At 40.4% G+C, this 13,615-nt stretch carries 14 protein-coding genes; 11 read left to right on the forward strand and 3 right to left on the reverse strand.

Going from position 1 to position 13,615, the window contains the following annotated elements:
* Positions 1-97 precede the first annotated feature (97 nt).
* The 5 genes from rpoD to MUB24_RS13310 all read left to right on the forward strand — a co-directional run bounded on the left by rpoD (position 98) and on the right by MUB24_RS13310 (position 4,303).
* A complete protein-coding gene (rpoD, locus tag MUB24_RS13290) occupies positions 98-1,228 on the forward strand; it encodes an RNA polymerase sigma factor RpoD (protein ID WP_244704826.1) in 1,131 nt (376 codons plus the stop codon).
* Positions 1,229-1,315: 87 nt separating this feature from the next.
* Positions 1,316-1,855, forward strand: a complete 540-nt coding sequence (locus MUB24_RS13295) for a hypothetical protein (RefSeq protein WP_244704829.1) — start codon at positions 1,316-1,318, stop codon at positions 1,853-1,855.
* A 142-nt stretch (positions 1,856-1,997) separates the two neighbouring features.
* Positions 1,998-2,351, forward strand: coding sequence for a cytochrome c550 (cccA, locus tag MUB24_RS13300; protein WP_244704831.1), 354 nt, complete (start codon positions 1,998-2,000; stop codon positions 2,349-2,351).
* 129 nt (positions 2,352-2,480) lie between these two features.
* A complete protein-coding gene (locus MUB24_RS13305; protein ID WP_244704833.1) occupies positions 2,481-3,188 on the forward strand; it encodes a tRNA (adenine(22)-N(1))-methyltransferase in 708 nt (235 codons plus the stop codon).
* Positions 3,182-4,303 (forward strand): Nif3-like dinuclear metal center hexameric protein, encoded by a 1,122-nt coding sequence (locus MUB24_RS13310; RefSeq protein WP_244704861.1) that lies wholly within the window; start codon positions 3,182-3,184, stop codon positions 4,301-4,303. The genes MUB24_RS13305 and MUB24_RS13310 overlap by 7 nt, the downstream gene beginning before the upstream one ends.
* Positions 4,304-4,360: 57 nt before the next feature.
* On the opposite strand, the gene MUB24_RS13315 is transcribed toward MUB24_RS13310, so the two are convergent.
* Entirely contained in the window at positions 4,361-5,317 is a 957-nt protein-coding gene (locus MUB24_RS13315) for a 4-hydroxy-3-methylbut-2-enyl diphosphate reductase (protein ID WP_244704835.1), read from the reverse strand.
* Between the two features lie 559 nt (positions 5,318-5,876).
* Positions 5,877-6,467 (reverse strand): YqfQ family protein, encoded by a 591-nt coding sequence (locus tag MUB24_RS13320; RefSeq protein ID WP_244704837.1) that lies wholly within the window; start codon positions 6,465-6,467, stop codon positions 5,877-5,879.
* 180 nt (positions 6,468-6,647) lie between these two features.
* Between MUB24_RS13320 and MUB24_RS13325 the strand changes: the two genes are divergently transcribed.
* Together MUB24_RS13325 and MUB24_RS13330 are read left to right on the forward strand one after the other, a co-directional pair.
* Positions 6,648-7,955, forward strand: a complete 1,308-nt coding sequence (locus MUB24_RS13325) for a DEAD/DEAH box helicase (protein ID WP_244704838.1) — start codon at positions 6,648-6,650, stop codon at positions 7,953-7,955.
* 19 nt (positions 7,956-7,974) lie between these two features.
* Complete coding sequence (locus MUB24_RS13330) at positions 7,975-8,868, forward strand: deoxyribonuclease IV (protein ID WP_244704840.1); 894 nt, start codon at positions 7,975-7,977, stop codon at positions 8,866-8,868.
* Positions 8,869-9,229: 361 nt separating this feature from the next.
* On the opposite strand, the gene MUB24_RS13335 is transcribed toward MUB24_RS13330, so the two are convergent.
* A complete protein-coding gene (locus MUB24_RS13335) occupies positions 9,230-9,484 on the reverse strand; it encodes a DUF2624 domain-containing protein (RefSeq protein ID WP_244704842.1) in 255 nt (84 codons plus the stop codon).
* A gap of 939 nt (positions 9,485-10,423) precedes the next feature.
* Between MUB24_RS13335 and MUB24_RS13340 the strand changes: the two genes are divergently transcribed.
* The 4 genes from MUB24_RS13340 to MUB24_RS13355 all read left to right on the forward strand — a co-directional run bounded on the left by MUB24_RS13340 (position 10,424) and on the right by MUB24_RS13355 (position 13,488).
* Positions 10,424-11,206 carry a metal ABC transporter ATP-binding protein gene (locus MUB24_RS13340; protein ID WP_244704843.1) on the forward strand — a complete coding sequence of 261 codons (783 nt, stop codon included), beginning with the start codon at positions 10,424-10,426 and terminating at the stop codon, positions 11,204-11,206.
* Positions 11,203-12,069 (forward strand): metal ABC transporter permease, encoded by an 867-nt coding sequence (locus MUB24_RS13345; protein WP_244704847.1) that lies wholly within the window; start codon positions 11,203-11,205, stop codon positions 12,067-12,069. The genes MUB24_RS13340 and MUB24_RS13345 overlap by 4 nt, the downstream gene beginning before the upstream one ends.
* A complete protein-coding gene (locus MUB24_RS13350) occupies positions 12,066-12,476 on the forward strand; it encodes a Fur family transcriptional regulator (RefSeq protein ID WP_244704849.1) in 411 nt (136 codons plus the stop codon). The genes MUB24_RS13345 and MUB24_RS13350 overlap by 4 nt, the downstream gene beginning before the upstream one ends.
* A 364-nt stretch (positions 12,477-12,840) precedes the next feature.
* On the forward strand, positions 12,841-13,488 hold the full coding sequence (locus MUB24_RS13355) for a zinc metalloprotease (protein WP_244704852.1): 648 nt from the start codon (positions 12,841-12,843) through the stop codon (positions 13,486-13,488).
* The last annotated feature ends 127 nt before the right edge of the window (positions 13,489-13,615 follow it).

A 13,615-nucleotide genomic window follows, 5' to 3' on the forward strand; every position in this document is an offset into this window, starting at 1 on the left:
GTTTGTTACCACTATAAGCGCGTGTTTCATGACCATCACACCACGCTTAAGTGATGGCCAACACCGTGTTGGCCCAATGTTGGAAGGAGGAAAATCCATGGCTGAAAAATCAGCTCGTTCCAATGAGACTGATCTTGAACTCACCGTAGACCAAGCAAAAGAACAATTAATTGAGCAAGGGAAAAAAGTTGGAACCTTAACATACGAAAAGATTGGAGAAAAACTAGGTCATTTTGAGTTGGACTCTGATCAATTAGATGAATTCTATGAGCATTTGACGGACCAAGGGGTAGAATTGCTGGAAGATTCAGATGAGGACGCAGATCCGAATGTGAGTGATATCCAAAAAGAAGACGAGGAAGAATTTGATTTAAATGATTTAAGTGTCCCTCCCGGTGTAAAAATTAATGACCCAGTAAGAATGTACCTTAAAGAAATTGGGCGTGTAGACCTTCTATCAGCCGAAGAAGAAGTAGAACTGGCTAAACGGATTGAACAGGGTGATGAGGAAGCAAAGAAACGATTAGCTGAAGCAAATTTACGGCTTGTTGTCAGTATTGCGAAACGCTATGTTGGCCGTGGAATGTTATTTCTCGATTTGATCCAGGAGGGGAATATGGGGCTAATCAAAGCGGTCGAAAAATTTGATTATGATAAAGGTTTTAAATTCAGTACGTATGCAACCTGGTGGATTCGCCAAGCGATTACGAGAGCTATTGCTGACCAGGCAAGAACAATTCGGATTCCTGTCCATATGGTTGAAACGATTAATAAACTTATTCGGGTACAACGCCAATTACTCCAAGATTTGGGTCGTGAACCTACACCAGAAGAAATCGCAGAAGAAATGGATATGACACCGGATAAAGTTCGTGAAATCCTGAAAATCGCACAAGAACCTGTTTCTTTAGAAACACCGATTGGGGAAGAGGATGATTCCCATTTAGGTGATTTTATTGAAGATCAGGAAGCTACATCTCCATCAGAGCATGCCGCGTATGAACTTTTAAAGGAGCAATTAGAAGATGTACTTGACACATTGACAGATCGAGAAGAAAATGTGCTTAGGCTTCGTTTTGGCCTGGATGATGGTCGCACACGCACACTCGAAGAAGTCGGAAAAGTATTTGGAGTAACGAGAGAGCGTATTAGACAAATTGAAGCAAAAGCTCTTAGGAAACTACGACACCCTAGTAGAAGTAAGCGGCTCAAAGACTTTTTAGAATAATCCCGATTACTAATGGTTTACTTCTGTTTTCGGAAGTAAGCTTTTCTTTTTTTAAATGCAAAAATAAAAGTGAGGCGGCGGCTACCATTGAAGGATGAGAAAAAAAACATCCTGTTAAACGAATTTTATTTTTGGAAAGAGCATAAAATGCTTCCCGAACATTACTGTGATTATCTCATTGCGCTTTATACGGAAGGAGATGAAAAGAAACAACAAAAAAAGAAATACAGAAACAAAAAGAAATTTCAATTCGAACTCCTTTTTTATTTGCTGCTTTTGATCATGATAGCAGTGATGGCTGTAATAACATATATTACAGCTATTTCATTCGGAATGCAAACGCTATTCCTGTCAACTTTTGTCGTCCTCCTTTTTATTATATGGTTTTATTTTCGGCAGAACAAGATCAATGCCATGTCTGTTTACATGACAGCTGCTTTTCTATTCCTTTTATACACCGTTCAAATCAATGATGCCTTTTTTGATCATGCATCGATCAGTTTATATTGGCTTCTACTCATCAATTGTTTCATTTGGGTAGTGGCGGGTATGATAGGAAAGCAGCTTTTCTTTAGTATTACAGGCTTATTGGCTATAGTACTACTCATCGTATTCATTGTTATTTGAGCATCCGTTTTTGACTAATTCATGAATAAAGCATGACATTTCATATTAAAGCTTTTACTTTTTACACATTTCGAGTAAAATATAGATGTTTGAAGCATAATTGTTATTATATACATAGTGATTTTACAAGGAGGTTAAGATAGTGAAACGAAATCCACTCGTTCCCTATTTTTTAATTTTTGCATTGGGACTTGTACTCATGTTTTTTCTCGGGATAAAAGGGATTGGGGATGCTAAAGAAATTGCGAATGAAGCCGAAGGAGAAGGTGGCGGAGAAGAGGTCACTTTTGAACCTGAAGCATTTGCTAAAAAAACGTGTATAACCTGTCATGGTGAAAATCTAGACGGTGGTGCCGGTCCTTCCCTTCATGGAACAGGTCTTAGCAAAGAAGAAGTTGCCGATATTTTACAAAATGGTAAAGGCGCAATGCCACCTGGATTGGTAGAACCAGATAATATTGATGAAATGGCTGAATGGGTCGCAAATTTAAAATAATAAATGGAGAAGGGTTCTTTGCATTTGGCAAAGAACTCTTTTAACTTTAGGCCTGCAGGACGCACGTTACAAAGGCGTGGCGATTGATGTCGCGAATTTAGCCTTTGATCTTTATAATAGGGTGATGGAATGAATAGCGAAAAACTATCGAAAAGATTGGAAACGGTTGTTTCTTTTATTGAACCAGGAATGAATATTGCTGATATCGGTTCGGATCATGCTTATTTGCCTTGCTATGCTGTGAGAAAAGGGTTGGCATGTTCTGCCATTGCGGGAGAAGTGGCAGCGGGACCTTATCAGTCTGCTCGTAAGCAAGTAAAGGCGGCAAAGTTAGCGGACAAAATTGATGTCCGAAAAGGTGATGGTTTAGCCGTTCTCCATTTGTCTGATAAAGTGGACTGTGTGATTATTGCCGGAATGGGGGGAGCTCTGATGACAGAAATTTTGACGGCCGGGAAGCACAAGCTTTCCTCTGTAAGCCGTTTAATCCTCCAACCCAATATAGCAGCCGAGAAAGTGCGCAAATGGCTCTATGAGCAAAATTGGCAGCTTATTGATGAACGGCTAATAGAAGAGGATGAAAAATATTATGAAATCCTTGTAGCGGAACAAGGAAATCCCGCCCTTCCTTATACAGATATAACGAAGGAGCTCCTTCTAGGTCCATTTTTATTAAAAAATAAAGAGAAGAACTTTAGGGAAAAATGGCGTGCAGAATTGCAAATATGGGAAAAGATTTTACAGGAGTTAAATAAAGCGGAAAATAAGGAAGCAACTCGAGCAAAAAAAGAAGCATTACGGCAGAAAATTGAGATGGTGAGGGAGGAATTATCGTGAAGCAAGTGAATGGAAGTCAAATTATTCAGTTGTTTGAAGAATTTTCACCGAAGAAATATGCATTTGAAGGGGATCCAATCGGTTTACAGGTTGGTTCTTTTCAAAAATCCGTGAATAATATTATGATTGCTCTTGATGTGCTCGAAAATGTCGTCGATGAGGCAATTGAAAAAGAGGTAGATTTGATTATTGCCCATCATCCGATGATCTTCAGACCAATGAAAAAGATTCAGACAGATCAGCCGCAAGGGAGAATAGTGGAAAAACTACTTAAGCATGATATTACTGTGTATGCCGCCCATACAAATCTTGATATTGCCAAGGGTGGAGTCAATGATATGCTCGCTCAAGCCTTACAGCTAGAAAATACATCTGTGCTTGTTCCAACATATGAACAAAAACTAAGAAAATTGGTTGTCTATGTTCCGGTTGAACAGGCGGAGCAAGTGAGAGCCGTCTTAGGAGAAGCTGGGGCTGGAGCGATTGGTGAGTATAGCCATTGTTCATTTTCAACAGAAGGGACAGGCTGTTTCTTACCTGGTGAGGGAACGAACCCACATATTGGGGAGCATGGAAAATTAGAAAGGGTTCAAGAAGTTAGAATAGAGACTGTTTATCCAGTAGAATTCGAAAATAAAATGATCTCCGCTATGTTGAAGGCACATCCTTATGAAGAACCAGCCTATGATCTCTACGATCTTGCTTTAAAAGGAGAGGAACTTGGCCTTGGAAGAATCGGTCAACTGAAGGAGGAGATGTCGCTTCAGGAGTTTGCCTTGTTTACAAAAGAGGTGTTAGATTCACCAGGAGTACGTGTGGTTGGAAATCTAGAAGATAAGGTAAAAAAAGTGGCTGTATTAGGCGGGGACGGAAATAAATACTTCTCCCATGCGAAATTCAAAGGAGCAGATGTCTATGTCACGGGCGACTTTTATTACCATACGGCTCATGACGCCATGAATATGGGCTTAAATATAGTTGATCCTGGCCATACTGTCGAAAAAATCATGAAAAAAGGCGTGGCCGAGCGCCTACAACATTTATGTAAAAGCAAGAATCTTGCTGTTCATGTTTTTCCATCAGAAAGTGACACCAATCCTTTTAAATTTTTATAGGATCTAGAACGATAAAAAACACAAAATTTACCAGTGAAATTTTGTGTTTTTTCCTTCCTATCTTGTTGTAAGAGACGTCTTCGTTATTTTCGGTAAAATTTTGTTTAATGGTACTTTGTGTTCGCATTTCCATGTTGCTTCATCAGCAGGATCGAATTGTTCCAAGAATTTAATTACTTCTCGAACAATTGGCGTTGGTGTGGAAGCCCCAGCTGTGACAGCAACAGTTTCCGCCTTCATAAGCCATTCCATTTGAATTTCAGAAACATCTGAGACCCGATAGGCAAGAGTTCCTGCGATTTCCTTCGATACTTGTGCTAAGCGATTGGAGTTATTGCTTTTTGGATCCCCAACCACAATTAACACATCTGCTTCACCCGCTTGATCGGCAACGGCTTCCTGTCTAACTTGGGTTGCCAAGCAAATTTCTTTATGTCGTTCCACTCGAGGATACTTTTCTTTCACTTTATCCATGATAAGCTGAACATCCCATTGACTCATCGTCGTTTGGTTGGTGACGATGATTTTATCATTTTCGATATTTAATGTTGAAACATCCTCTACCGTTTCAACAAGATGAACAATATGGGGAGCAACACCGACAGCCCCTTCAGGCTCGGGATGCCCTTTCTTGCCAATATAAATGACATCATAGCCTTGTTTTTCTTTTTCTTTAATTAAATCATGGGTGACAGTGACATCAGGACAGGTGGCATCAATCGTTGTCAGCCCTTTTTTCTTAGCCAGTTCACGAACTTCGGGTGAAACGCCATGGGCTGTGAAAATAACGGTTCCGCTCTTCACTTTTTCAAGAATCTCTTTTCGATTCGGCCCATCTAATGTAATGATGCCGTCTTCCTCGAATGCATCCGTAACATGTTTATTATGAACGATCATCCCTAATATATATATGGGACGGGGTAAAGTTTTATCTAAAGCCGCATTTCGAGCAATGACCATCGCATCTACAACACCATAACAGTAACCACGCGGGGCAATTTTAATAACTTTCATCCAAATCCTCCTGACTAGAGGCTTTAGCCTGTAATCTATTGAACTTCAACTCTATTATAAAGGACAATAATAAAAAAGCCAAACACAGGAGGCTAACAGGATATAGGTCAGAACGGCGTTGCGATTGTCGTCGCGCCCTTAGCCGTTAGGCCCACAGGATGTGGGTCAGAACGGCGTTGCGCCAGGACGGCGCGAACTTAGCCGTTCATCCATTAAACGGGCGCCTTGCGCTTTTCTCATCAGGTGAGAAGGTATAAATTTAGGCTAATGCTGGATCTCGCTCCAGCGCCTAGCCCCTCGAGGTCAAATAACCCTGAACCTAGGAAGGGAAAGATCGCCCTTCCTAGGTTCAGGAACATTTGCTTGTCGGGGCTGAACAAGGCGCTTGCGCTTTTCTTACGGGATAGGAAAGTATAAAAATTGGCTAATGTTTGGATCTAGCTCTAGGCGCCATCGGCTCGAGGTCAAATAACCTGAGACAATAAAAGTCAAGACCGGACTTTTCTTGTCTCAGAACATTTGCTTGTCGCCGATAGGCGGGCGCCTTGCGCTTTTCTTATCAGGGAATATACAGTTTTGGTACAGATTCCCCCCTCTTCCGTTCCTTCGTACGGGGGACTGTCCCTGTCTCTTTATTTTTTTTCGTTTCTACTTTCCTATTTTTCTCCGTTTCCTGCTCCTCCGTCTTTTCATCCAGTATATCCTCCAGCGATTGTTCTTCAGTAGATGTTGAAGTACTTTTGGATTCCTCATCCCCTGATGAAGAAGTTAATCCTTGATAGATTTTCCACATGGCTGGAAGATTTTTCACTATTGGTCCATATTGCTGTATAAGTGGTCCGATTTGTTGTGCTGTATTTAAAACATTCTGCGTTTTTCCTAAAAAGTTACCGATGGTTTGCGGATTTGTAATTCCCTGAAGAAAAGATGGTTGAGTTCCTCCGCCTCTTGCGAACATGGATGCGGCTTCAGGAGCAGCCTGTCTTGAGAATAATCGTGCCAATAACCCTCTATTCGCTGGTAGGTTCGGTTGTTGTCCGAAAGATGGCGTCCCCCTAGGGCCTGGACCAAACAGTCCTGATTGGCCGATATTACGTGCTGGCCATCCCATTCTTTGCGGCATCATAGGACCTGGATTACGTAATGCCAATTAAATGACCTCCTTCCTACACCTAATTTATGCAAAAATCTAGGGAAAGTTTGGATAATCGTCATATCAGTTGAATGATATTTTTCATAACGTAAAATGGCAAGTATATTTGTAGATCTAAGCTTTATCATATATAATTAACTATTTGAGATGATCCTTTTTAAAGGAAGTGAAAAAGTCATGCATAATTTCAACCAGTTTCAATTCCATCCGTTTATATCGCATGCGATTGAACAGATGGGCTTTCGGCAGCCGACCGAAATTCAACAAAAAATGATCCCTTTGATTTTACAGGGTCATAGTGCGATTGGTCAGTCCCAAACCGGTACAGGAAAAACACATGCGTATCTTTTGCCGATTATGCAGTTAGTCGATCCTGAAGAAAAACATGTCCAAGCGATGATAACTGTACCAACAAGGGAGTTAGCAGATCAAATATATCAAGAGATTTTAAACTTATTACAATATGATGAAACGAAGTCCATTTCAGCTAAACGTTTTATTGGTGGCACTGATAAACAGAGGGATGTAGAAAAACTGCGAGTACAGCCTCACATCATTGTTGGAACACCAGGTCGGATCAATGATCTGATCCGGGAGCAGGCTTTATTTGTTCATAAGGCTAGAATTTTAGTTGTAGATGAGGCCGATCTTATGTTAGATATGGGCTTTTTACATGATGTAGATCAAGTCGCTGGTAGAATGCCGGAAGATTTGCAAATGCTTGTTTTCTCAGCGACAATTCCTGAAAAAATCAAGCCATTTTTAAAAAAATACATGGAAAATCCTAAATTTGAACAAGTGAATCCTGAAAAACAAGCGGCTGAAAATATTGAACATATTTTAGTTCCCCTTAAAAGTCGTGAAAAGATCGCACTCATTCATGATATGCTTCAATCTTATAATCCTTATTTGGCCATCGTTTTTGTCAATACTAAGCAGATGGCCGATCATGTGGCAGACCAACTCATTGAACGGGGGATGAAAGTTGGGAGGATTCATGGGGATATTCGTCCACGTGAACGGAAAAGAGTGATGAAACAAATTCGTCATCTCGATTATCAATATATTGTCGCGACTGACTTAGCAGCACGCGGAATTGATATTCAAGGTGTCAGTCATATTATTAACTATGAGTTACCGAAGGACCTTGACTTTTATATTCATCGTGCAGGACGCACAGCAAGAGCGGGGAATAAGGGAATATCTGTCACCATCTATCAACCAAGTGATGAAGATGCTTTAGTAAAATTAGAAAAAATGGGGATTTCCTTTACCTATTTAGATTTCGAACGTGGTAATTGGGTAGAAAGTACTGATCGTAATCGAAGAAAAAAACGTCCGAAAACTGCTTCTGAGGCAGAGCAAAAAGCAAGGCAGCTTGTAAGAAAACCAAAACAGGTCAAACCTGGGTATAAAAAGAAAATACAAAAACAAAGAGAACAGATGGTTAGACGAGAGAAAAGCAAAAATCGAAAAAAGAGTTAAAATATAGGGGGAGTGGAGTATGTTGAAAATTGGATCACACGTATCCATGAGTGGTAAAAAAATGTTACTTGCGTCAAGTGAAGAAGCTGTTTCCTATGGAGCTAATACGTTCATGATTTATACCGGAGCTCCACAAAATACGAGAAGAAAGAAGATTGAGGATTTAAATATTGAAGCGGGACAAGCCCATATGAAAGAAAATGGGATTGAGGAATTGATTGTTCATGCTCCCTATATCATCAATATTGGCAATACCGTCAATCCGGCAACCTTTGAGCTAGGTGTTAATTTTCTCCGTTCAGAAATAGAAAGAACAGAAGCGATTGGCGCCAAACAAATTGTCTTACATCCAGGAGCTCATGTGGGAGAAGGGGCAGAGAAAGGGATCCAAAAGATCATTGAAGGTCTAAATGAGGTATTAACGGCTGACCAGCAGGTGCAAATCGCGCTTGAAACGATGGCTGGAAAAGGATCAGAATGTGGCCGCTCATTTGATGAATTAGCAAAGATTATTGATGGTGTGCATTTAAATGATAAACTTTCCGTATGTTTTGATACATGCCATACACATGATGCAGGATATAATGTTGCGGATGATTTTGATGGCGTGTTAGAAGAGTTTGATCAGATCGTAGGATTAGAGCGGATTAAAGTTCTCCATATTAATGATAGCAAGAATGTGCGTGGCGCTCGAAAAGACCGTCATGAAAATATTGGCTTTGGTCATATTGGCTTTGATGCGCTTCATTACATTGTTAAGCATCCACAATTTGAGCAGATTCCTAAAATTTTGGAAACCCCTTATGTTGGAACAGATAAGAAAAATAAAAAGGCTCCCTATAAGCATGAAATTGACATGATCAAAAAGGGCGAATTTAATGAGCATTTGCAAGAACAAATAATCGGGGCATAGTTTTTACGAATAAAATAAAGGGAGACTCCTTCGCAGAGGATATGTCTCCCTTTTCGTTATAAGATAAGAAAATACAAAATTTGGCTGGTGCTAGTTCTAGCTTCAGCGCCTATCCCCGAGAGGCTCGCAGGATGCGAGTCCATCGGCGTTACGATTGTCGTCGCCCCCTTAGCCGTTCTTCCTATTTAAAGGAGCTTGGGCTTTTCTTATAAGGAAAGCATAAATTTAGGCTAATGCTGGATCTAGCTCCAGCGCCTAGCCCCTCGAGGTCAAATAACCCTGAACCTATGAAGGGAAAGGTCACCTTCCTAGGTTCAGGAACATTTGCTTGTCGGGGCTGAACAAGGCGCTTGTGCTTTTCTTATTTTGTAAATTGAATAAATAGTTTATTTAATTCTTTGGCTGTTTTCGGACCTGAAATTTTGGCTACTTCTCGAATGATCTGTGCCCGAGTCCGGTCATCGAAAATATCTAAGTTTTTTCCTCTTAAATAGGCGGCAACCTTGTCTGCCTCTTCTTTTGAAACATGGAAATTGAATTGCTTTGCATATTTCAATAATTCCTCACCCGTAATCAAATTCACCTTATAATTGACCATATTTTTAATCATTTTCATCCTTTATCACTCCCCAATTAAAAATGTATGCCTATAAGCAGGCAAACGTTCATAAAAAGGGGAAAGTTGTTCCTGACTTAAGTGGGTCTGGTTAATGAGCCGTGCCCAAAAACGCGAGAAAAGTCCAAAGAGGTCACAGCGAAAGCGTCGGCCGTGCCCGAAAACGCGAGAAAAACCCAAACAGGTCACAGCGAAGGCGTTGGCCGTGCCCGAAATGACGAGAAAAGTCCAAACAGGTCACAGCGAAAGCGTTGGCCGTGCCCGAAAACGCGAGAAAAGTCCGAACAGGTCACAGCGAAGGCGTTGGCCGTGCCCAAAAACGCGAGAAAAGTCCGAACAGGTCACAGCGAAGGCGTTGGCCGTGCCCGAAAACGCGAGAAAAACCCAAACAGGTCACAGCGAAGGCGTCGGCCGTGCCCGAAAACATGAGAAAAACCCAAACAGGTCACAGCGAAGGCGTTGGCCGTGCCCAAAAACACGAGAAAGTCCAAACAGGTCACAGCGAAAGCGTTGGCCGTGCCCAAAAACGCGAGAAAAGTCCAAACAGGTCACAGCGAAGGCGTTGGCCGTGCCCGAAAACGCGAGAAAAGTCCGAACAGGTCACAGCGAAGGCGTTGGCCGTGCCCAAAAACGCGAGAAAAGTCCGAACAGGTCACAGCGAAAGCGTCGGCCGTGCCCGAAAACGCGAGAAAAATCCAAACAGGTCACAGCGAAAGCGTTGGCCGTGCCCGAAAACGCGAGAAAAGTCCAAACAGGTCACAGCGAAAGCGTCGGCCGTGCCCGAAATAACGGGGTAACTAAGAATCAGTCCCAAGGAGCTTTCAGATCACGGAAAGGTCGCAAAAGGATCCTCGCTTCTTATTTACAAAGGAGATAAGATGGTGTATAATTCGTATGTATTAAATCGGAACGATTCTTATTGGAAAAGGATGTTCAATAATGTGTGAAAAGATGATTGAGATAAAAGATGTAAGTTTTCGCTATGAACGGGAACTGGTGCTGGAACATATTAATCTATCTATTCAAAAAGGGGCTTTTTTAGGGTTGGTTGGCCCAAATGGATCAGGGAAATCAACCTTGTTGAAATTAATGCTTGGATTATTAAAACCGCAAGCAGGGGAAATACGTCTGTTTGGAGAATCATTATCCAAATTTAAAGATTGGAATCGAATCGGTTTTGTCTCCCAGAAAGCCAACTCATTTAACAGTGGTTTTCCAGCTACTGTATTTGAAGTGGTTGCAAGTGGATTAACAGGGAAACTAGGATTATTTCGTTTTTTAAATGATCAGCATAAACAAATGATTATGAAGACGATCGATGCTGTTGGGATGGGAAAATTTGTACACAGAAATATTGGTGATTTATCAGGGGGACAGCAGCAACGTGTTTTTATTGCTCGAGCCATTGTCTCAAAACCTGATATTCTTATTCTTGATGAACCAACAGTTGGGGTGGATGAGAAAAACGTTCGTTCGTTTTATGATATGTTAGTACAATTAAATCTAGAACAAGGGATTACCTTGATTTTAGTCACTCATGATATCGGGACCATGACGAATAAAGTCACTCATGTTGCCTGTTTAAATAAAACGCTGCATTTCCATGGGGATGTGAGCGATTTCGAAAAATTTAACGCAGATGATTTGTCAGCGATCTATCAGCATGATGTCCATCTATTATCTCATGACCATTCTAATGAGCAAGAGGGTGTGATCGTTTGATTGAGGCGATATTTCATTATGAATTTTTGCGAAATACGTTGATAACAGGTCTTTTAATTGGTTTAATTGCCCCTCTATTAGGTACTTTTATTGTCGTAAGAAGACTATCGTTAATTGCAGATGCATTAAGTCATGTCACATTAGCAGGAATCGCCACAAGCTTATTTTTTAGTAAACAATGGAGCGCTTTTGCAGGACTGAACCCCTTATATTTTGGATTAGGTTTTTCTGTACTCGGATCTCTTTTGATTGAACGACTTCGCTTGGTTTATAAGCATTATCAGGAGCTGGCTATCCCGATCATAATGTCAGGCGGAATTGGGGTCAGTGTCATTTTCATTTCGCTGGCGGATGGGTTTAACACAGACTTATTTAGTTATTTATTTGGAAGTGTCAGTGCAGTTTCAAGAACGGATTTATATCTTATTTTAGCCATTACGATTTTTGTAGGTGCCCTAATTATTTTTCTTTATAAAGAATTATTTCTCTTATCGTTTGATGAAGAGCATGCGAAAGTATCGGGGATTCCTGCTAGAGTGATACATTTTCTGTTTATGCTAATGACGGCTCTTGTGATTGCTGCCTCGATGCGGATTGTTGGCATTTTACTTGTTTCGGCGTTGATGACTTTACCTGTCGCGGCAAGTATGCGGATTGCAAGAGGATTTAAGCAAACGATTGGGTTATCCATCCTTCTTGGCGAGATTTCCGTTATTGGAGGATTGATTAGTGCGTACTATCTTGATTTAGCCCCTGGTGGAACAATCGTTGTTTTGTCGATTTTCATTCTACTTTTTGTCATTCTATTTAAACGCATGCGTGCAAAAGGTATAATAGGGAAGCAGAGAGGTGAAAGTCAATGAATGTTTCGGAAGCTATTCAAATTATTAAAGATGAAGGGTACAAGGTAACGGACAAACGAGAACAAATGCTTAGCATATTTGCCAATCGGAATAAATATTTAACCGCAAGGGATGTGCTCTCCCATATGCATCCGGATTTTCCGGGCTTAAGTTTTGACACAATTTATCGAAATCTTTCCTTGTTTCATCAATTGGGCATTTTGGAATCAACGGATTTAAATGGGGAAAAGCATTTCCGCTTTACTTGTGCCGTGCATGATCATCATCATCATTTTATTTGTATGAAGTGTGGAAGGACAGAAGCGATTGAAGCCTGCCCGATGAAATTTGTCACGCCTGATTTAAAAGGATTTGAAGTAGAAGACCATAAATTTGAAATTTATGGAAAATGCCCGAATTGTGTGTGATAAGAGAAACCACACGGAAAACTCCCACTTCAAAAATTCGAGGAGAAATAAGAATTGTAAGTGGAGAATCAACTGAAAGTCAAATCCCCGACGTGCACTCCTATAGGATGCAGGTCACAAAGGCGTCGCAACAGGATGTTGCGACCTTCTTTTGATCCCCTTCAATCAGTGGGGATTGGACAAACCCCCACTGATTATAACGAATAATATTGTAATAAATGATAAATCGTAATAAATTTCTGAACTATTCAACTATTAGGTTGACTTTTTTTTTTCTTTTTTCATATAATGATTATACAGCTTGATTAAACATTTAATGGAAGTAAGCTTTTTGCCCCTAGTTTAACTGACAGAAATAACGTCAATGGATGTTGGAAAAAGTCGTATTTGTGATTTTGTTATTGGGGGAGGTGATTTGTTAAGTCTAATGTATTTGCATCGTGGATTGAACAAAATTGTAAAAAACAATTTAAATGGGGGTATTTCCATGGCAAGAAAATTTATAACAAGTCTTACAGTCTTGCTGGTATTGCTTATGGTAAGTAGTGGAACAATTTATGCTGCAACATACCTTGGTTATGGATGGCCGTCCAAAACAATTCCTATTAAAACTTACAGTTATAATGATAGATGGCAAATTCCGATGAATGCAGCAGTTTCCAGCTGGAATAATGCCGGTGCAAAAATAAAGTTTAATAAGAGTAGCAGTTCTTCTAATACGATAACGGCTGCACAGTATAGTTACACTGATTATGGAAGAAATTATGCTACCTACTCAGGGAAAAATTTGAAAAGTTTTCGGATTGAATTAAACTCAAGAACGATTTCGGCTGATGCAAAGAATTTTTTGAATTTTGTACAAAGTACTTTTGTGCACGAGTTGGGACATTCTATCTGGCTAGCCGATAATCCTAGTACCTCTAGCGCATCCATCATGAAGCATTCAAGGAATCGAAATACGATGATAAAACCGCAAACTTTTGATATCAATAATGTGAAAGCAAAATACTAATTTCATAAGGTAGTGTCAAAAATTCTATGAAAACAAAAGCCCAAAAGTAGCTCTAAGATCTAAATGTGGTGGTAAGCTGCCGCAATCGCTCTTGACAAACACGCCAATGGTTTGAATTCAGACTAAC

It is taken from the genome of Lederbergia sp. NSJ-179 (assembly GCF_022867885.1).
Lineage (GTDB): Bacteria > Bacillota > Bacilli > Bacillales > Bacillaceae_C > Lederbergia.

Coding starts and splice junctions, on each gene's coding strand:
- rpoD (WP_244704826.1), top strand. CDS start 98: ATGGCTGAAAAATCAGCTCGTTCCAATGAGACTGATCTTGAACTCACC.
- MUB24_RS13305 (WP_244704833.1), top strand. CDS start 2,481: ATGAATAGCGAAAAACTATCGAAAAGATTGGAAACGGTTGTTTCTTTT.
- MUB24_RS13315 (WP_244704835.1), bottom strand. CDS start 5,317: ATGAAAGTTATTAAAATTGCCCCGCGTGGTTACTGTTATGGTGTTGTA.
- MUB24_RS13325 (WP_244704838.1), top strand. CDS start 6,648: ATGCATAATTTCAACCAGTTTCAATTCCATCCGTTTATATCGCATGCG.
- MUB24_RS13330 (WP_244704840.1), top strand. CDS start 7,975: ATGTTGAAAATTGGATCACACGTATCCATGAGTGGTAAAAAAATGTTA.
- MUB24_RS13335 (WP_244704842.1), bottom strand. CDS start 9,484: ATGAAAATGATTAAAAATATGGTCAATTATAAGGTGAATTTGATTACG.
- MUB24_RS13340 (WP_244704843.1), top strand. CDS start 10,424: ATGTGTGAAAAGATGATTGAGATAAAAGATGTAAGTTTTCGCTATGAA.
- MUB24_RS13350 (WP_244704849.1), top strand. CDS start 12,066: ATGAATGTTTCGGAAGCTATTCAAATTATTAAAGATGAAGGGTACAAG.
- MUB24_RS13355 (WP_244704852.1), top strand. CDS start 12,841: ATGGATGTTGGAAAAAGTCGTATTTGTGATTTTGTTATTGGGGGAGGT.